Origin of the sequence: Pseudolysobacter antarcticus, from assembly GCF_004168365.1 — a bacterium.
In the GTDB taxonomy this organism is placed as follows: domain Bacteria; phylum Pseudomonadota; class Gammaproteobacteria; order Xanthomonadales; family Rhodanobacteraceae; genus Pseudolysobacter; species Pseudolysobacter antarcticus.
Genome location: NZ_CP035704.1, coordinates 719,687 through 737,655, shown reverse-complemented (window position 1 = coordinate 737,655; position 17,969 = coordinate 719,687). Strand labels below are relative to the sequence as shown.

Below are 17,969 nucleotides of genomic sequence, written 5' to 3'. Positions count from 1 at the left end.
AGCGTGCCGGGCAAGCGCCATAGGCTGTTCGCTGCCGTATAGGCAGCTCAGAAAACATTGAAAATCATCTTGAGCAGGTAACGCATGTTCGCTGCCGCATAGGCAGCTCAGAAAAAGGGCGCCACATGCTTGCGGGCGGCGGAAGCGTTCGCTGCCGCATAGGCAGCTCAGAAATTCACGTCGTCGAGGCGTGTGATGACGGATGCGTTCGCTGCCGCATAGGCAGCTCAGAAATTGAGGCCCAAAGCGGCGACGAAGAGTAAAGGGTTCGCTGCCGCATAGGCAGCTCAGAAAGGTATCACGTCGCAAATCACTTCAGGCTCAACGTTCGCTGCCGCATAGGCAGCTCAGAAACATCGCCATGACGGGCTTGAGTGCAGCAGTAAGTTCGCTGCCGCATAGGCAGCTCAGAAATGCACTGCGACAGCGACAGCATCCGCCCCATCGTTCGCTGCCGCATAGGCAGCTCAGAAAGGTTGAAACGATAAGCCACGGCGAGTGGTGTCGTTCGCTGCCGCATAGGCAGCTCAGAAAGATTGCGCTCCGCGCGTGCAAAAATACCCATCAAATGGTTCACTGCCGCGCAGGCAGCTCAGAAAATCATCCATTGGCCGGGCGGAAAGCGCAGGCTGTTCACTGCCGCGCAGGCAGCTCAGAAAAAGTCGTACTCGGTGATCGCCACGTAGCGAAAGTTCACTGCCGCGCAGGCAGCTCAGAAAATTATCGGAGCCTTGAAAGTTGTGCGTTGACTGTTCACTGCCGCGCAGGCAGCTCAGAAAAGTTGATGCCGATCTCGGTGGCGCCCCACTGCGTTCACTGCCGCGCAGGCAGCTCAGAAATTGATGTCGATCACGAGCGGCTTGCCGGTGGTGTTCACTGCCGCGCAGGCAGCTCAGAAAACACTGATAGCGGTCGACACATCCACACGATCGTTCACTGCCGCGCAGGCAGCTCAGAAATCATCGCCGACGCGTGCCACTAATTTTTCCCGTTGGCAAACCACACTTCAAATTGCTTTTCCGGAACCGTCACACCCGGCGTCTTTCCCACGAAATCTTTGACGTTGAATTTCCCTAGGTTAGCGGTCGTCAGTTGCAGAGCAAGGGCCTCTGCCCTCGCCTTATCATCATCGTGGAAATAACGAACCTCATCGGTGTTAGGCACCAAATTCACGATCTGAAGATCAGGCACGTTGTAGTGCAGCGCTTTAAGCGTTTGGATGGCGGCTTGACCGGTCTCTTTAGGTGCGTGATCCGACACCTGCACGAAGACGCGGGGCGCGATAGCCTTGTCGTACTGCGCTTGCGCGTCTGTCAGCTGCTTAAGCGTAGTTTCCGCACCTTTCGAGCCTGCCGCCGATGCCTCGCTCAAATACGGCCTCGCATCAGCGAAACGGCCTTCCGCAAAATACAGGTATCCGAGATTGCTATTTGCCCGCATCAAGGACTGAGGGTTCGATGCACCAATTTGCTTTATTGCCTTGAGATAGTTGTCTTCTGCTTCTTTGTTCTTTCCTTGGATCATCTGAACCCAGCCGAGCGTGTTGTACACGCTATAGTCGGGCGAGGTGATCGTTGCCGCACATTCTTGCTGGATCTGTGCAGCCTTGGATACCGACGCTTCCGCGTCAGCGAACTCCTTCTTGTCAATATGAATGAGCCCTTGTGTATACAGAGCTCGCACGTTGTCGGGGTCCGCCTTGAGCACAGGCTCTAGAAGCTTTTCCGCCGTCGCAATGTCACTCGAATATCTGGCGTTTTTTACGGCATCTAACGCTTTGTTGGTAGCTGACGAAGTCGCCGTGCTTGGGCAGCACATAGCGTCAGCCGCACCAATGATTGTGAGCAGTAAGAGGAGGGTTCTGAGGTACATGGATCAATGCGCCTTTACAGAAGTAGAGAGATCTTGGCTAATCTGCGATTCGCGATCGTCTTTGACCGTCAGAGACGCGAGCTGACTCGCGTTTGAGCGACTGGCCAACTGCGCTTTTAAGAGCCGACCATGGAGCTCCACCATGATGGCTTCGACCGACACATCGATGACATCGCTGTTCGATAGCAATGGAAAGGTTTGATCGAACCCGGGGCAATCCTTATAGGCCGGATCGTATCCCGACTGATTCGGAACACACTGCGAAGGCCCTCCAGCTAGCCATATATAAGGCTTGCTTTGAAGCCCGCCCGATTCTTCATTAGAGATGAAGTACGAAAATGTACTAGGCGTAGGCGTGATATTGACCGTCAAAAAATGCTTCCCGTTGACAAAGTACTGCATCCATTTGTCCGCCAATTGGACGACAGCTCCGAGAAGGAGAACCGCAATGCACATCCATAGCACGCGTGCTTGTGGTGCTTTTGGCCTAAAGAGAGTGCCCACGACGACGAGAGCGGCAAGGCCCATGACGCCTGCAGATGCAATCGCCACAATATCGTTGGCTGACATTTGAGTTAGGTTTGACATCACTGTTTATCCTGCGTTACCGAGGGGTGCTTGACGTGTCATTGAAGAAACACGAGTACACCGTGTGGGATGGCGGGCGCCATACAGTTTTCTTATTCTCAATTACTCGCATTGTCAGGCTGCAAACCGATCTGCAACACCTCAGCCACGCGACGGCTTGCTTCATCCTTCGTGATGAGTCCATCTTTGTTGTAATCGAGGCCGGCGTTTTGCACGTATCTTTTCGGATTCGCTTGATCCGATCGATCAAACAGCACGAAGCTGCCTGGCTTCCCAACAGCCGCCGGCCAAAGAATCGCCATGTAGACGTCTGGAAGCGTTTTGAGCTTGTTTTTCTGCGGCGCAAAATATTTCTCAACGTAGTCGAGTTGGGCAACGGCGCTCATGGTGCTGAGTTTCTTGGTCGTTGTGCCCAGCGCTTGCGCCGTAGGTGGCATGAATTGAATCAGTCCAACGGCACCGCTCCCTGCTGCATTCACTATCGACGCGCTGAAAGTGCGCGCACTCTCAAACGCGATGCACGCCATGAGATAGCTCGGGTCGATCGCGAGGTTTACGCCAATTTCCAGAACTCGATCTCGAAAAGGTTTTGAAACGCTTTTCCCCCAGGCCAGCATAAGTATCCCTTTTCAAAATGTGGTCAATTGGCGACTACAATTTATTTGACGATGTTTGTGCGGATTTCGGAACAAGACGCGCCAGCCACCGTTGCGACCAGAAGTTGGACAGGTTCGGGACTGAAATACTGGCTACCGTCTGGCATGCGTCCATACAGGAGCGCGGCCGTATTGCTTCGACCTGTGAGAAGTTGAAAAAAAGCACGCGCACAGCGCCGCAAGTAGTAAAACCACTTCATCACTAAGAAATTCTTGCAGCGTAGCCATTGAGTGCCAAACTCACGTAGTTGAGATAAGAGAGTTGGCAGAGCGGCAATAGTCTCAGGGCGACAAGCGAAAATCCCCGAGCGCTCCGTCGCCAAGTTCCTGTGCCAGGTGGCGCAAGCTTTCTGCACCCGAAGTTTGCGTGTGCCGCACGCATCGCGATATGGGCGCCTGTTGATTTCGCCCAAGACTGAGCCGCGAAATGTCTCCTAAAGTCTGTCGTGGCAAGGCAGACGGCAGCACAAGCTTTGATGAAGGTGCCAGCTCAATCCCACGTGAAACTCGACAGTAATAGGTGTCCCAATATTGCCCCGTTCTGTAAATAGACAGGAAATATCGATTTGCCGCTTACGCGACGCAAAATGACTATGCTCTCGGTGCGTCACCGGTGAGTGTGATATACGTTTTCGCGGCGCCGCGCGCGGTCGTCTGCGTTTCCCGTGGTGGGTGAGACACACGGGTACAGCGGCGACTTGCGCGCCCGCCGTTATCGGTTTTGACGCTAGACGTCGATGAGGGGCGAGGCGCAACGGCAGCAGCTCAAGCCGATCACGACCTGATTCGGCGCGTCATTTACACGGCCGCGCCGCTAATGAACAAGCACCGTCGCGACCGGAGTCTCAAAATCGCCATGGAAAATCTCATCGACAATCACCGGACAGTTCGTATTCGCAACCGCGCAACGCGCCCATTCCGGATGATCGATAAACGGATTGCGATTGTGCTGGAAGGAATACACCACTTCGTTTCGTAACTGCTCGCCCTGGTCCGGCGGATCCAGATCATTCCAATCCAGCAGATTGGACTGCATGCCCATATAGGCAATCGCAACGGTCACGCCCGACGCCGTCGTCTGGATCAGATTGGCATTGTCCGTGACACGCAAGTCTGGCTCGGCCTGTCCTTGCGTGTTCGTTCCCCCGTCATACCGCACCGACATGTACAAGATCGCACGTGCCACATCGCCCTTGCGGTGATCCCACGTCTCCCACCGCGTCGATGACGTCAGGTTCGAGTGGCCACTACCACCCAAGCCATTCGTGAGCTGGGTGGTCTTCTCCACGCAAGTGCCGGTTCCGGCACAGTTGCCGTACGGCTTGTTGCTGCGACTCTCGTTATACGAGCTGTCGGCCATGTAAAGCATGTGGCAGTCGGTGTAGGGAGGGTAGGGATTGCCACCCACCGCGGTAATGTCATTGAACCCGTAGGAGTTCGGCCACGTGTGTTCGCGATTGAGACTGCTGCTGGTCTTGGGATACGACACGTTCTTGTAGACGTCGACGACGTTGTTCGTGTTCATCGGATCCTCATCCGCCGCACGCAGGATCGTCCAGGTATTGGTCGTGCCACCCGAATACGGATACGCGGTGTGATCCTTGATCCGGTTGTGCAACCAGGCTTCCAGCGCAGGACCGCTACTGGTATCCACGCCCGCGTAATAGTCCGTCGCACCGGCCGCGGTGTCGAACGTGATGGTGACGTTTGCCGTCATCGCGTCCGGCGTGCCGTCGAGATCGTATACGTGATCGGCTAGGACGATCCACGTGCAGTGTTCGATCGCTGCAAAATCGATATCCGGATTCAGTGTGTACAGCGCACCGCTACCCGTCACTACGGCCGTGTGCACACCACTGGCATCGCAGCTCAGCTGAAACCAGTTCGTATCCAATGCCACCGGCTCCGAGAACGTGATCTGCAGATTCGCAGCCCGCGGAAAACCGATCGCGCCGAGCGCCGGCGCAGTGGTCGCGACCGTGGGTGGCACATCCCCCGGTACGGTCGCAAAGCTGAAGCTGTAGTCCTGCGCCATGGTGTCTGGCATACCGTCCAGATCCGTCACTTGGTCGGCGGCGATCGTGACCGTACAGTTCTCTCCCACCGCAAAGTCGGTCTCGGGATTGAGCGTGTAGGCATTCCCGGTGCCACTGATGAGGACACTGTGCGACCCGCTGTTCGTACAGAGCACATCGGCGGCGGTGCTGGTCAAGGTCACCGCTTCGGAGAAGGTCAGCAACAGCGAGGCATTCAGCGCCACATTTGTCGCGCCGTTGGCGGGCAGCGTACTGGTAATCGCCGGGGCGATATCAGGCGGTGTGCCGAAGGTTTGTCCGGTATTGCAGGCACCGAACGTCGACGCTGCGTCAGCTTGCCACGTGAAGTTGCTGTATTGGGTGCCGTTACCCGACAGTTGCAGCGACAGACCGACTGCACCCGAACCGCTTTCCGAAACGCCGATGTCGGAACTGAGTAAACCGGACGCCGGTCCGTTGGTCGCGGTAAACATGCCTTCGTAGCTCAAGAACTGGATGACAACACCGTGGCTGTCGACCAACGCCAAGCCATCGGGCGCACCATTTTGCAGTCCGACGATCGGTACCGAAATGACACCGTAGCCGCCGCAGGTCGTGGGAATGAGGCCGGAGAGGGTCACTGTCGCGTCTGGCGCGTAAAGGCCCCCACCACTGCCGTTGTAGGGAATAACCTTCCAGCCGGTGAGGTCGGTCCCGGCGGGTCCGGCGATTTCGACACCTTCCCCGGTATCGGCACCCACGTTGTCGTAATGAATTTCGTTGATGAAGATCGCGGTATCGGCCCAAGCCAGACGCACGCTCGCGCACAGAACGACAAAGGCGCAGCGCGCCATGATTCCCAATGACATTGAAAAGACCCCAGAACGAAAGAGATGCCGGTATTAAAGCCCGTTAAGGACGAGCGCATTCTGGCTTACAAATATGACCGAATGCCAACACAATTCGCTGGGCAGACTAAATTTCGGCAAGGTCACTGGAGCGCGCTCATCCAAAGCCTGCGTGACTTGCCAGGTGAGACATTTGTCCTTGTGCCTAGTCCTTTGAATAGTGGCAGTCATAGCGCTGCCTGCATTCGCTGCACGTTCTGTGCAGAAGATCGTCGGGATGTGCCGTGTTCATTTCCCCACTCACTGGAGAGAGACTATGTCCATCAAGAAATCCGCTTCTGCCGCCACCCTCGCCCTGCTCGCCGCATTCTGCGGCTCATCCGCCTGGGCAGACGGCTCGGAACAATCCGGCAAGGTATCGCTCACGTTGACTCATGTGCGAGCGTTACTGTCCACGGGATCTCAAGACCCGGCGCACGACAAGGACTGCACTGCACAACTCAAGCAGCCAAGTTCCCGTTATGTCGGCATGCGGGTTTCGACGAGCTATTCGATCGACCCGAAAACCTTGATCGAGTCGGCCACATCCATGTTTCTGTCACCCGTTTCCCCCAGGCCGGTCGAGCTTTCCGTCAAGATGTGGGCACTGGGACTCGCCGGTGTCTACGCCTTCGGTGCGTTCCATCCTGCCGCACTCCCGGATAGGGTAGTACGTTTCCAGATCGGCCTGGATTTCAAGAATGCGGTGAGCACGTTCCTCGTCGTGAACCCGCCCAGTGTGGGATACAACTGCTGGATATCGAGCGCTACGACCGCGCCCGTCGCGAGCGATTTTGCCAATCCAGAAAGTAAGTAAAACTCGAAAGGTAGTCGCCTCCGAGACGAATTACCGCCTCGAGGAAATGGGCGGCGATGGTACTGCCAAATCTTCGTAGCGAACTCGCCTACCTCAATGCCTACGGCATTGAGGTAGAGCGCAGCGGTCGGGGAACTGGCGCACCCCGTAGATCCCAGGATCAGATTCAAGGAAACCACATGTTCGGCCGCGTGAAGGCCGAAGCCATGGCGTATTCCTTTGCCGGTTGCCCTGGAGGTCGCCGCCACAAAATCGATTCGGCATCAGTTGCGATGTAGGAAATTTCCTACACGACATTCAGACGCCGCCCATATCCCGGCGCATGCGGTACCTGCAAACTAACTCCGCAGAAAAGCTCGCCGCATAGGATGCTTGAGGCCGGCGATGGATCGCTCAGCTGTTCTGCATATATCGACGACAGAATGTTCAAACGACTCCGCTCGGGCCGAGTCCAAACAGGGTTGAGGAGAAACGCTATGACCATCGCAATCGGGTTTTTCGGCAAGAGCAAGAACGATGACAATCACGCTGCACTACGGGACGTAAGGTTTACGCATCGTCATTGCACACACCCGATTTTGCAACGCGACGGCAGGACCAGTCGATCGCGAATTGTGCTGACCTGTGCCTGCAGTTTTGAAGTGGTTATTCCCGTCGCTAGTCCGGCGATGGAGGCGATCCTCAAGACGGCACGCGATGGCACCATTCGTCCGTTGCCGGCAGGGACTGTCACGTCGAATCGGGCGAGTCCGATCGCGGTGTACCGTGCCGCGGTTTAGGCATAGTTCGTAGTTAAACGACTTCTGGCAGTCGCGGCGGGCGAAACGAATTTCGCTGCGCCCGGTAGGTGCAATCAGGTCATTCTGATAGTCAAAACTTGGGCGCGTTTTGGGTAACTCTGACCGCTTCGACCAGCACCCGATTCACGGCTGGGAAGGCGCCTGAGCATCGCAATCCAGCGCGCCAATCCGACGGCTTCTTCGCTGCGTATAGCGATCCCGAAGATCTGGAAGTTGGTGTCGCAAACGGTGCGACGACGCTGGCACAATGTATCGCCAGACCACACCGTCACCCGACGCCCATCGAGATATCCCGCATGAAATCGAAAGATTCAGAAAACGAGGATGAAGAGCCCGTTTCATGGCCGCCGTTGGACGCCCTATCGGACACACCGAAGGTATTCGTTGACCCCCTCGAAGTCGCGCGCCAGGTGCGCAATGATCTTTTACGGGATCAATCGTGGCTGACACCCGCTGAAGTAATTTCGCGTCTCAATGTAGCCATCTGTGATGCCGATCCCGTGGAATACCTGAGTCATCTAAAGCAGGAAAAGCGCCTGTTAGGCGTGATTTTCCGCAACCAGCATTTGTATCCGGCGTTCCAATTTCAAACGGATGGGTCAATCCATCCCTCCATGCCAGAAGTCCTTGCATTCACGCCGTTGACGCGCCTCGGATGGCAAACGGTATTCTGGTTTTTTCAGCCCACGGGATATCTGCGCGGAGCGCAGCCTGCGCAGCGCCTGGCAATCGATCCGCAGTCTGTGGTGTGCGCGGCGCAACGAGATTTTGATCCGAGCTGTTCGGACTGGTAAGACTGCATCCTTGAGTTTTCGCCGAGGGTGAGACAAATCGCCACGCGCCGACTCCTATTCAGGAGGGAGACAGATGTCATCGCCCGGACATTGGCGTTGATCATGATGAGCGTCGCGTGGTTTGTATGCCTCATCTCTCCGTCGAAATTTCTCGCATACAAAAAACGATCGCACGCTCAACGCGCTAATGCTCGGAGACTGACATGTTGGTAATTGTTCATGGCTGGAGCGACTCGGCCGATTCCTTCGACTTTCTTGCCGGTCTTCTGCGCAAGGCGAACCCCGCGCTTTCGGTTGCGACCATCCGGCTGGCGGACTACGTGTCCATGGACGACGAAGTCACTTACGCGGACTTGCGCAACGCGATGAATACGGCCTGGAAGAGCACCGGGCTGCCGACGGCGCCTCGGTCCGTCGATGTCATCGTGCACAGCACCGGGGCACTCGTGGTACGGGACTGGATGACGGCTTTCTTTCAACCTGCCACGAATCCGATCAAGCGCCTGGTGATGCTCGCACCCGCGAACTTCGGCTCGCCCTTGGCAACGACGGGCCAGTCGTTCCTCGGTCGTGTGGTCAAGGGGTTCAAGTTAAACGAGCCTTTCCAGACCGGGACACATATTTTGAAGGGGCTGGAGCTTGCGAGTCCGTACAGTTGGAACCTTGCCCTCAAAGATCGTTTTGATCCAGCCAACGTCTGGTATGGACCCAATCGGGTGCTCTGCACCGTCTTGGTCGGCACGATCGGCTACTCCGGCATCCGCGCCATTGCGAACTCAGCGGGAAGTGATGGAACGGTTCGGGTCTCTACCGCCAACCTCAATCCGATTCTGATCCGTGCGGACTTTTCCACGGATCCTCAGAATCCCGTTTACGAATCGATCGCTCACGTCGGTCGAACCGCATTCCTGCGCCTTGCTGGCGAGAATCACGGCACGATCGCACAAGGTGGTACCAATCCCGACACCCTGCCGAGGATTCTTGACGCACTCGCTACAGACGATGCGACCTTCGAGGATTACTGCGATGCGCTGCAGGCAGCCAGCGGCACGTTGGAAGTAAGCCAGGACCTCGACAAGAACACGCAGGGATATCAGAACACGGTGATCCACCTGATCGATAATCAGGCACAGCCCGTGACGGACTATTTGATTGAAGCTTATGTGCCCAGTGGCGATACCGCCCCGACGGCAGACGATGTCGATGATGAGCTCACAAAAACTGTGCAGGAGGACGTTCTCGTCGACGCCCATGTCTACTCAGACGACAAGTCGTACCGTGCGCTTTTGTTCAATTGCACGCGTCTGAAGGGATTGCTGACCTCCGTGGGGAAAAACCTGGAGATCAGTGTCACCGCGTTGCCCCAGGTGAAAGCAAAATCCGCCGGCTACAAAACCTTCGGGTATGACGATGTCGGTGGCATTCTTCTGACGCCTGCACAGCAGAATGCGATGTTTGGGGCGGATCGAACTATCTTGATCCAGATCACCATTCGCCGTGAGCAAAGTCCTGATTTGTTCGTGTTCCGGGCGCCGAAATAACTCCATTTTGGGAAGACTCGTAACGACCAAAACATATCTCCGCTCGCTCGATGCTCGACTTAATACAGCTGATCAGAGTGTCATTTTTAAATCATTCCGCATGGGTTACTGAGGTCTACTTTTTTTGCCAGCCCCAGTTTCGGACGTCAAATTAGGGTCGACAGCGGGAAACGATCACATAAAAGAGATTATGTGATAGTAAAAGAGCTAAAGAAGGCGGCTCAGGGAGCCGCCTTTCGGTCGGTGCCGCGCCACTACAGGGGGGGAAGGCGCGGGCACCTAACCTGAGTATCGTATGCGGGCAAAGAAGTCTCTGCGCCTGATCGCCATTCCATAGGGCTCTTGTCGATTTACCAACACCATAATTCCAAGCAATCAGTGCGCAACGTCAGAGGGGTTTTGTATTTGAATATTCACCAAACGGATCAGAAAAAATGTGATCGCATCCTTCTCCGGCTGGCCCCCACCACGGTGTGTTTCGGGTCGCATAGTCCCATGCCGCATCATTGGCATTGGGTTCAAGACTGAGCGGATTTGGGCAAATTCTGGCGATATCCAAATTATTTGTTGGTGTGACCGAACCGGTAAGCTGGTTGTGGTCTGCATAAAAAATACCGACATTGAGATCCGACAAATCGGGCAACGACCCCGTGAGAAGATTGCCATCCAGGGTAATCAGATCAAGGTCGTAAAGACCGGCGAACGTTGGCATCGCACCAGAGAAGCGGTTGTTGCTTAGTTGCAGCTCTTGGAGTTGCGGCAGACCAACAAGCGGCGGAAGGGTGCCCGACAACTGGTTGTTGTTCGCATTTATGCCTTCCAGTAAAGGTAAGTTCGAGAAGTCAGGTATCGAGCCGCTCAGTTGGTTGAAGCTGACATCAATGTGGTACAACCCTGTCAATTTCGTCAGATCCGGAAAAGAGCCGGATAGCTGATCGGTGCTCAAATCAATGTCCTGCAGGGAGGTCATGCCTGAGAAATCCGGAATAGATCCCGAAAGATTGTTCCACGATGCCGCGAAGGCTTGCAATTGGGTCAAGCCTTGGAGCGACGTGAGCTGTCCCACCAAATTATTGTCACCAAGAACAAGCACCGTCACGTGCGTTTGGTCCGCGTTGCAGGTGACGTGCGCCCAAGTGCATTCGGTCCCCGGCGCGTTGAACTTTGGCGTGCCTATAAGCGGGCATGTTCCATTACACCAATTGTTATTGATATTCCAACCATCGCCCCCTGTCGCCAGATAGAGCGTCGTCAGAACCTTACGTTCCGATTTCGGAATCGCCGCAATAGCGAGCACACTCATAATGCACAGGGCGAGACCGAGCATCGCAGAGAAAATATGTTTCAACTTGGCCATATCGGTACGTTCAATACTCAAAACTTTTCGTATCGTGATCTAGCTAAGTACGCCTCTCTCACGAGAATGCTATTTTGCTAAGTAAACAATCTATTTTCACGCGAAACCTTCTCAGTGATGTATCTGCCAAGGAGGAAGGCGACGGCAATGCATGCCACGCAGAAATAGAAGCGCGCATCTGTGCGGAAAGGGAATAAATATATACCGCAGTAACGCGAAAAAGATAACGATCTGAGCGACAAGAAATCCCACCACCCGAATATCTTTCAGAACTGCCCGCCCGACCGCAATGCGCTTTTATTTGCTCACCCTGCGTCACGGCATCAAATCCTGGGACTGAAATCGTTATCTTGTCCATTTACAGCTTCCAATTTCTATCATGCCATGAAGCTCGAAAATCCAGCCGCGTCCGACGACTGGAAGCGGGTCAAGGGGGCTTTGGCAGAACCATATTCGCAAATGCCTCGTACCAGATGTTATCGATTGCCTTAAGCACTCGACGCTGAGTGCTTTCATCGATTCCGCTGCTGGAAAAATTGTGTTGCACCCAAAACGCGTGGTTCAAAAATACGGCTGCGTGGTTGGCCTTGATCTCCATCTTGAAATCCATGCCGCTGTAGTCAAGGGTATGCGCCAGCGCAACGAATTGCTCGGTGACATTTTTGCCCTTCAATCCAAACCGCTCGGGAACGTACCCTTTAAAATTCTCTCCAAAAAACGCCGATGCCACTTCGATGGGCGCGGAAATATGCGTGTTGAATGCGGACAATTCACCGGCGGGAACCCAAAGCTCCATGTGATACTTCGCGCCGACTTGATGCGGTTCATATCGAGCCGCGCACAAATCATCCACAACAAATTTCGTCACGTATCCTGAAAACGACGGCCCCGTCGCGTTCCATCGTTCAGCAATCTCGCTGGCGTATTGCAAGTTCAAAACCGGATAGAAGATAGGTTGCCCCGTTAGTCGAGGTGGGAATTCTTTCATCCCACTCTCATACACGAGCTTAAGCTCGTGTATGTCTACCGGTCGATATAAAATCATGTTCCGCTTTTCCTAGATTCACGAAAATTCTTGCCGCCTACCCTCACCATCCGTCATCAGGTATCGGCATCGAGTCATCGATTGTAGGTGGCGAAAGATTTGGTAATTGTTCATTGGGGATCGTAAATACTTGCCCCTCACCTGATACGTTCACAGTGTCTGCTGCAGACATAACCGAAGCAGAAGCTTCTGTCGAGGTCTATGAAAAATATCAGAGCATCGGAAACCAAATCCCTCGTTTCGTCACCAGCCCCATATTGGGCAGCACGTGTTTCGCATCAAGTGAGAGCACATCGACGTTAGCCGTATGCCGAATTATCTCGGGGCACGCCTTATTTTTGAACACGTGCTCTTCCAAAAGGCCCAGTGCATCATCATAGTTATATGCAGTAATTCCACAGCCCAAGTTCAACGCAGAGGGCTTGGGCGACGGTTCAAATTCAAACCAGAATCGAATTAGTGCACTCACATTAATCCCCACTTATTCAAACGGATCTCCATCGGGAAAGTCGGTAGGCTCGAAAGGTATGCTTGGTCCTATGTCTGGATTTGGATATCCCGGAATGATGCCATGATCGGGGTCGATACCAGGAAGCTCGCCTTCAAGGCCATCATAGTGAGGCAGGCTGCTTGGGCCGACAACGTAATCAATATCGCTTTCAGCTGTTCTTGCTCCTTGCGCTGCCGAACCGACAACGCTTAAGGGGCGTCCAGCCTGATTTACCACTCCTTGAATTTGATTTATTTCGGCTTCAGTCAGGTCACCCATGCTAGCGGTCGATGTTGGGCTAAACGCCCCCGACCCCACCATCAGCGCAGTTTCGTAGGCAGCGCCACCGACAGTAGCCACGGTGTAGGGATTGGCCAAAAATCCGTTGATCCAACCGTAAGCAATCATATCTGCGGCAACAGGACTCAAAACGGCCGCGGCGCCACCTATCACTTCCGCACCTACGTAAGCCCCTACAGCGATAGCCGCTGCCCCGCCAACAGCCATAGGGATGTCACTGCCTGATCCTATTCCGTTGCCCGCACAACTTCTCCTCAGTACACACGCCGATTCCCTCCCGCTCGGATCGTACTTCGCATACGGGCTGTTGCCGGCATACGAATACCGATTGTAATTCAGCGCCGTGCCCGCATCGACGCCGTTCGGATCGCCACTGATAAATCGATGCAACTGCGGATCGTAATACCGCGCACGCATGTAGATCAGCCCGCTCGCGTCCAGGTAGTGGCTGGAATATCCCAAGCCCGCACTGTTGCCTGTCCCGGTGCTCGCGTAGCGGCCGCCATAAGGCAGATAGGTTGTCGTGCCCGCGATCGCGCCGGTGGTGCTGGTTTGCGCCACGGGTGAGCCGAGCGGATCGGTATGCAGGTACAGCAGCGTATCAATCGCGCCGTTCTTGCTGTCCTTGGCAACGGCATGGCTGCCGAGATAAAAATATTTCGTGGTCGTGGAGGGCGACACGGCCGGCTCGAAACCATTCGCGAAAATTAGATCGGGATTCGGGTTTGCGGTCGATGCCTCGTAGACCAAATGTCCGCCGATATCGTAGATGCTCGCGACCTGCAGGGTCGGCACCAAGCCGGACGATCCCATCACCGAGGTTGTCGCTGTTGCGCGGCGTCCAGACGCATCGTAACTGTAGGTGTATGTGTTGCCACCCTGCACGACTTTCGTCAATTCGTTACTGCCATCGAAGGTGTAGTTCGTCGCCGTACTGCCCGTGCCCTTCTGGCTCAGATTGCCGCGTGTGTCATACGTCAGCGCGGTGCTGACACCGCCGATCGTCGCATTGCTCAGACGATTGGAACCATCGATCGTGTAACTCAGGCTGCCCGTCGAGTCGGCGGTGAGATTGTCCTGGGTATCGTAGGTAAAGGTGGTATTGCCCCACAGGCTCGATGCGTTCGTGGTGTGCAGGCGATTGCCGGCGTCATAGGTCAGTGCCTTGGTGTTCGTACCACTGAGCTGATCGGTGATCGAGGTCGGGTTCGCATTGCCGTCGTAGCCGTACTTGTACGAGTACACGCCGGCATCCGTCACCGTGTACGGCAACTGGCGAGACTCTTGGGACGAGGTATGCGCAATGCCGTTGCCGTAGCTGAAGCCGTTGATCGCGCCGTTGGCGTAATAGCTGGCGCCGGTCGCGTAGCTGCCCGATGTAGTTGGCTGACCGAAGACATTGGGGTTGTAGTTGATGACGGTGTTGTCGGGATAGGTCAGCGAACTCAGATGCTGATCGAGGTCGTAGCCATAGGTCAGATCGTAGGTCGCCGAGCCGATCACGTACGACTCGGAGGTCGGCAAGCCTGCGCCGTCGTAGCCGCGTGTGAGCGTGACGTTCCCACGCGTCGCGGTATCGAGCTGGCTATCCGTGCGCCAGGTCATTGCCACACTCGGATCGCCCGTGGAGTAGCTGACACTTTTCAGGCGATTGCGCGCGTCATACCCGAGCGTTTCGGTCGATGCGCCATTGTGATTGATTGAGGTGACATTCGCCGCCCCGTCGTAGCCGTAAGTGGTCGTGCCGTTTTCCGGTTCGGTCGTGGTGTAGAGCAACTGATTGCTGTTGTAGGTCCGGCTGCGCGTAACGCCGCCACGCTGCAAGGACGTGGGCTTGCCCCAGCTGTCGCGCGTGATGTTGGTCGTCGCGATCGGCCCAGCGATGTAGGTCGGCCATGCCGTGCTGGGACCGTCGTAGGTCAGGAAGTTGTAGAGCGTGCTCTCCCCGTTGCGATCGAGGACCGTCAACGCATTGGCACCGTAGGTGTAGGTGATCGGATATGCACCACCATCCGTTTGTGATTTCAACTGCCCGAGCGCATCGTAAACCGAGGTGATGCCGCTGCTCGAATACGGATAGGAAACGAACGTCGCATGGCCATCCGCATCGAAGGTGCGGTTGACGATACGATTATTGGTTTCGCTGGTGTTGGTGGAATGCAGGAACGCATCGTAGGTGTCGATCTTGCTGTAGCTGCCGCGCGTCTCCGTGCGCGTCCATCCGCCGCTGCCGGTGGACCAGGAGATATTGGTTGAGTGGTAACCCGCCGGCGGGTTGATGCTGGACAGCCGCCCCATGCTGTCGAAACCGTAGCTGGTCTGGTGACTCAGTGTGTCTACCCAGGTCGAGATGCCGCCCAGATTGTTGACGGATAGTGACTCGGAGCCACCGCCCGGATGGGTGATGCTTTGCGGAATGCCGCGCTTGTAGTTGGAGTAATACGTGGTGTGGCTTGCGCCATCGGTAATCGACTGCAACGTGCCGTCGCCGGCATAACTCATGCTGCGATCCTGCCGACCGAAACGATCGATGATCGTCGGCTGGCTGTAGCTGTTCAGGTAGGCATACCATTCCTGCGCAGCATCGGACTTGCTGTACAGCGTGCCGAGGACCCAGGTCGTGGTGTTGTGGTTGTAGCTCAGCGTGTCGGTCTTGCTGCTCGATCCCTGATGCGTGATCGAAGTCGGGTAGCCGTAGGCGTCCGGGCTGCCCATGGTCTGCGTATAGCTCGCGCCATTGACGGTCGTGGTCACGCTCTGCGTGGGACGTAGCGTCGTGAGGGGGGCGAGGTCGCCGCGCACCTGTGCGGGCGTTCCGGCTTGGGAGGGATAGGCGTGGCCGCTGGCGGTGTAATACGTGTATTGCTCCGTTCGCAGCCCGCTGCCGCTGACCTTGCTCTGTAGCTGGCCTTCGGTATCGAGATCCGCGTTGGCGTTGTAGGTTGCGCCGAACGTGTAGACGGTGGTGTGGCTCAGCGGATCGGTGACGGTCGCGGTCTTGCTGGCGCTGCACGAGCTCGACGAACAGCCGGCGTAGGCCAGTGTCCAAGGCAAGGAGGAAATGCCGGGGCCAGTGATCACCTTCCGGGTCAGGGCGAGCACGTCGTACACGCTCGGCTGGACGGCGGCGAACTGCACGCCGGCGCTGTTGCTCAGGCAGCTGCTCGGCGCGCCGTTGCGTCCTTGCCGCGTCACGGTGAAGGTGAAGGTGCCGGAGGCGCCGGTCGGATGCCGGATCGTACCGCTCGCCGAGCTGTTGAACGAGGGTGTCGGCAGCGACGTGCAGGTAGCTCCGCTGTAAGTCCAACTGGTCGAGTTCAGGGTGGCAAAATTGATCGCCCAGCTGGAACCATCGGGCAAGGTCACACTGCTCAGCGATCCAGCGGAATACCCATACGACCAGGTGCGCGTGCCATCCGAGACCGAGCTGACTTGGTCACCGGAATAGCTCAACGTGATGGTGCGGCCGTCGCTGGACGTGATCGTCCTCAGCGACAGCGTGGCGCCATTGGTCGTGTAGGTGTAGTTGACCCAGTTGCCAAAACGATCGGTGATATTGGTCGGCAGCATCCAGACCTGCTGACGCGGCAGCGTTGCCATCAGTCCCGCGGTGGTACTGTCTGCCGGACGTTGATACGAAGGATAGGATCGCGCCGAATACTGATCGAAGGTGTAAGTGACGCCAGTGGGCGACTTGACCTGGAAACCTTCATCGGGTGTCGGCGGATTGCCGAGCGGAACACCGGCGCGCTGCACGCATCCCGAGGCCCACCAATCCTGCGAGACGATCGGATAGCCACTGCCGGGACTCTGCGTATTGCCCGATGCACGCAACAGGAGTTCGTGACGTCCGGCGCCGGGCACGACGATGGCGTAACCCACGCCGTACTCGCTGGACGGCACGGAGGTTGTGACTGTTCCCGTGCCGTTCGGTGTCGTCACCGTGGTCGCCGGCGGGGCCGCAAAATAGGTGCAGCGTGAATCCGTACCTGCACCGGGAACCGTCCAGCCGGTCGCGGTGGCCACGACGCCTTCGATATGGGGGATTTCCAGATCCCAATCGCCGAAGGCGCCGGCCAGGACACCGCCGGCGTGATTCGCTACATGGTAGCGACGCCCGACCGCGACGGGCAACGCATTGTTGCCCGGCAGACTGACATCGGTTGCGACGAAATCGGTCTGGCCGGTGTAGTAGTCAATCGACTCGCCGAGCAATCCGCCATCCAGCGAACCGACCGCGCTTTGCGAACGAATCAGGTCGGTGTAGTCGATCGAGGAATCTACCGTCGACAACGTATTCAGCGTGGTCACCCCGACCTTCGGGTTCGAGGGTTGTGGCTTCGGCAATGCGGGAGCAGGCGGCGGGGGTATCGATGGCTCGACCGTGAAATTTTGCAACTGCACGGAGGCGTTGAGCGTACCGACGAAGAACACGCCGAGCGCCAAACCCAATATCCCTTTCACCTTTGCCATTCCCTTCTCCGATCGTTTGAAATTACATTGGAACTCAGAATTCAATCTTGCTCTCCACATTGCCGCGCGCAATGGCAGACGGCAGTTCTGCCGTAGCCTAGCAGCGGAAAGTGACGACTTATGTCCGTAGTTCGCGGCTTTGCGTGTAAGACATTTGCCTTGCGCAGACGATCACGCAAAAGCTGAATAGAGTACCCAGAGAGACGATTGTCTCAGGCATTCGCGCACAGCCCGCAAATGTACTCATAAATCCTTGGCCACGCCGAGCTGAATAAACAGCGCCGGATACGTGAACAGCCACAGGATCATCTACTGTGACTTCGAGCGTGCGACG

Annotated in this window: 12 protein-coding genes and 1 CRISPR repeat array (1 of these 13 cut by a window edge); of the genes, 4 read left to right on the top strand and 8 right to left on the bottom strand. The window is 56.2% G+C overall.

Annotated elements, in window-relative coordinates; translation table 11 throughout:
- Positions 1–959: direct repeats of the CRISPR family, unit length 28 nt; unit sequence GTTCGCTGCCGCATAGGCAGCTCAGAAA (it extends 6,576 nt beyond the left edge of the window).
- A gap of 19 nt (positions 960–978) precedes the next feature.
- The 4 genes from ELE36_RS03205 to ELE36_RS03190 all read right to left on the bottom strand — a co-directional run bounded on the left by ELE36_RS03205 (position 979) and on the right by ELE36_RS03190 (position 6,000).
- Positions 979–1,872, bottom strand: coding sequence for a tetratricopeptide repeat protein (locus tag ELE36_RS03205; protein ID WP_129831718.1), 894 nt, complete (start codon positions 1,870–1,872; stop codon positions 979–981).
- 3 nt (positions 1,873–1,875) lie between these two features.
- Positions 1,876–2,460 carry a hypothetical protein gene (locus tag ELE36_RS03200; RefSeq protein WP_129831717.1) on the bottom strand — a complete coding sequence of 195 codons (585 nt, stop codon included), beginning with the start codon at positions 2,458–2,460 and terminating at the stop codon, positions 1,876–1,878.
- Between the two features lie 98 nt (positions 2,461–2,558).
- Positions 2,559–3,077: a transglycosylase SLT domain-containing protein gene (locus ELE36_RS03195; RefSeq protein WP_129831716.1), complete on the bottom strand. Its 519-nt coding sequence runs from the start codon at positions 3,075–3,077 to the stop codon at positions 2,559–2,561.
- A gap of 853 nt (positions 3,078–3,930) precedes the next feature.
- Positions 3,931–6,000, bottom strand: coding sequence for an endonuclease (locus ELE36_RS03190; RefSeq protein ID WP_129831715.1), 2,070 nt, complete (start codon positions 5,998–6,000; stop codon positions 3,931–3,933).
- A gap of 295 nt (positions 6,001–6,295) precedes the next feature.
- On the opposite strand from ELE36_RS03190, the gene ELE36_RS03185 reads away from it, so the two are divergent.
- The 4 genes from ELE36_RS03185 (at position 6,296) to ELE36_RS03170 (ending at position 9,970) form a co-directional block, all read left to right on the top strand.
- Positions 6,296–6,835 (top strand): hypothetical protein, encoded by a 540-nt coding sequence (locus ELE36_RS03185; protein WP_129831714.1) that lies wholly within the window; start codon positions 6,296–6,298, stop codon positions 6,833–6,835.
- Positions 6,836–7,311: 476 nt separating this feature from the next.
- Positions 7,312–7,614, top strand: a complete 303-nt coding sequence (locus tag ELE36_RS03180) for a hypothetical protein (RefSeq protein WP_129831713.1) — start codon at positions 7,312–7,314, stop codon at positions 7,612–7,614.
- A 98-nt stretch (positions 7,615–7,712) separates the two neighbouring features.
- Positions 7,713–8,429, top strand: a complete 717-nt coding sequence (locus tag ELE36_RS03175; protein WP_165371454.1) for a hypothetical protein — start codon at positions 7,713–7,715, stop codon at positions 8,427–8,429.
- A gap of 203 nt (positions 8,430–8,632) precedes the next feature.
- On the top strand, positions 8,633–9,970 hold the full coding sequence (locus ELE36_RS03170) for an esterase/lipase family protein (RefSeq protein ID WP_129831711.1): 1,338 nt from the start codon (positions 8,633–8,635) through the stop codon (positions 9,968–9,970).
- A 388-nt stretch (positions 9,971–10,358) separates the two neighbouring features.
- Here ELE36_RS03170 and ELE36_RS03165 read toward each other — a convergent pair whose 3' ends face one another.
- From ELE36_RS03165 to ELE36_RS03150, 4 genes are all read right to left on the bottom strand, one after another.
- On the bottom strand, positions 10,359–11,348 hold the full coding sequence (locus ELE36_RS03165) for a hypothetical protein (protein ID WP_129831710.1): 990 nt from the start codon (positions 11,346–11,348) through the stop codon (positions 10,359–10,361).
- A 37-nt stretch (positions 11,349–11,385) separates the two neighbouring features.
- Positions 11,386–11,685 (bottom strand): hypothetical protein, encoded by a 300-nt coding sequence (locus tag ELE36_RS03160; protein WP_129831709.1) that lies wholly within the window; start codon positions 11,683–11,685, stop codon positions 11,386–11,388.
- 69 nt (positions 11,686–11,754) lie between these two features.
- Complete coding sequence (locus tag ELE36_RS03155; protein WP_207215851.1) at positions 11,755–12,315, bottom strand: hypothetical protein; 561 nt, start codon at positions 12,313–12,315, stop codon at positions 11,755–11,757.
- 538 nt (positions 12,316–12,853) lie between these two features.
- Positions 12,854–17,635 carry an RHS repeat domain-containing protein gene (locus ELE36_RS03150; RefSeq protein WP_165371453.1) on the bottom strand — a complete coding sequence of 1,594 codons (4,782 nt, stop codon included), beginning with the start codon at positions 17,633–17,635 and terminating at the stop codon, positions 12,854–12,856.
- Positions 17,636–17,969 lie beyond the last annotated feature (334 nt).

Coding starts and splice junctions, on each gene's coding strand:
- ELE36_RS03160 (WP_129831709.1), bottom strand. CDS start 11,685: ATGGACAAGATAACGATTTCAGTCCCAGGATTTGATGCCGTGACGCAG.
- ELE36_RS03185 (WP_129831714.1), top strand. CDS start 6,296: ATGTCCATCAAGAAATCCGCTTCTGCCGCCACCCTCGCCCTGCTCGCC.
- ELE36_RS03195 (WP_129831716.1), bottom strand. CDS start 3,077: ATGCTGGCCTGGGGGAAAAGCGTTTCAAAACCTTTTCGAGATCGAGTT.
- ELE36_RS03150 (WP_165371453.1), bottom strand. CDS start 17,635: ATGGCAAAGGTGAAAGGGATATTGGGTTTGGCGCTCGGCGTGTTCTTC.
- ELE36_RS03180 (WP_129831713.1), top strand. CDS start 7,312: ATGACCATCGCAATCGGGTTTTTCGGCAAGAGCAAGAACGATGACAAT.
- ELE36_RS03155 (WP_207215851.1), bottom strand. CDS start 12,315: ATGAAAGAATTCCCACCTCGACTAACGGGGCAACCTATCTTCTATCCG.
- ELE36_RS03170 (WP_129831711.1), top strand. CDS start 8,633: ATGTTGGTAATTGTTCATGGCTGGAGCGACTCGGCCGATTCCTTCGAC.
- ELE36_RS03200 (WP_129831717.1), bottom strand. CDS start 2,460: ATGTCAAACCTAACTCAAATGTCAGCCAACGATATTGTGGCGATTGCA.
- ELE36_RS03190 (WP_129831715.1), bottom strand. CDS start 6,000: ATGTCATTGGGAATCATGGCGCGCTGCGCCTTTGTCGTTCTGTGCGCG.
- ELE36_RS03205 (WP_129831718.1), bottom strand. CDS start 1,872: ATGTACCTCAGAACCCTCCTCTTACTGCTCACAATCATTGGTGCGGCT.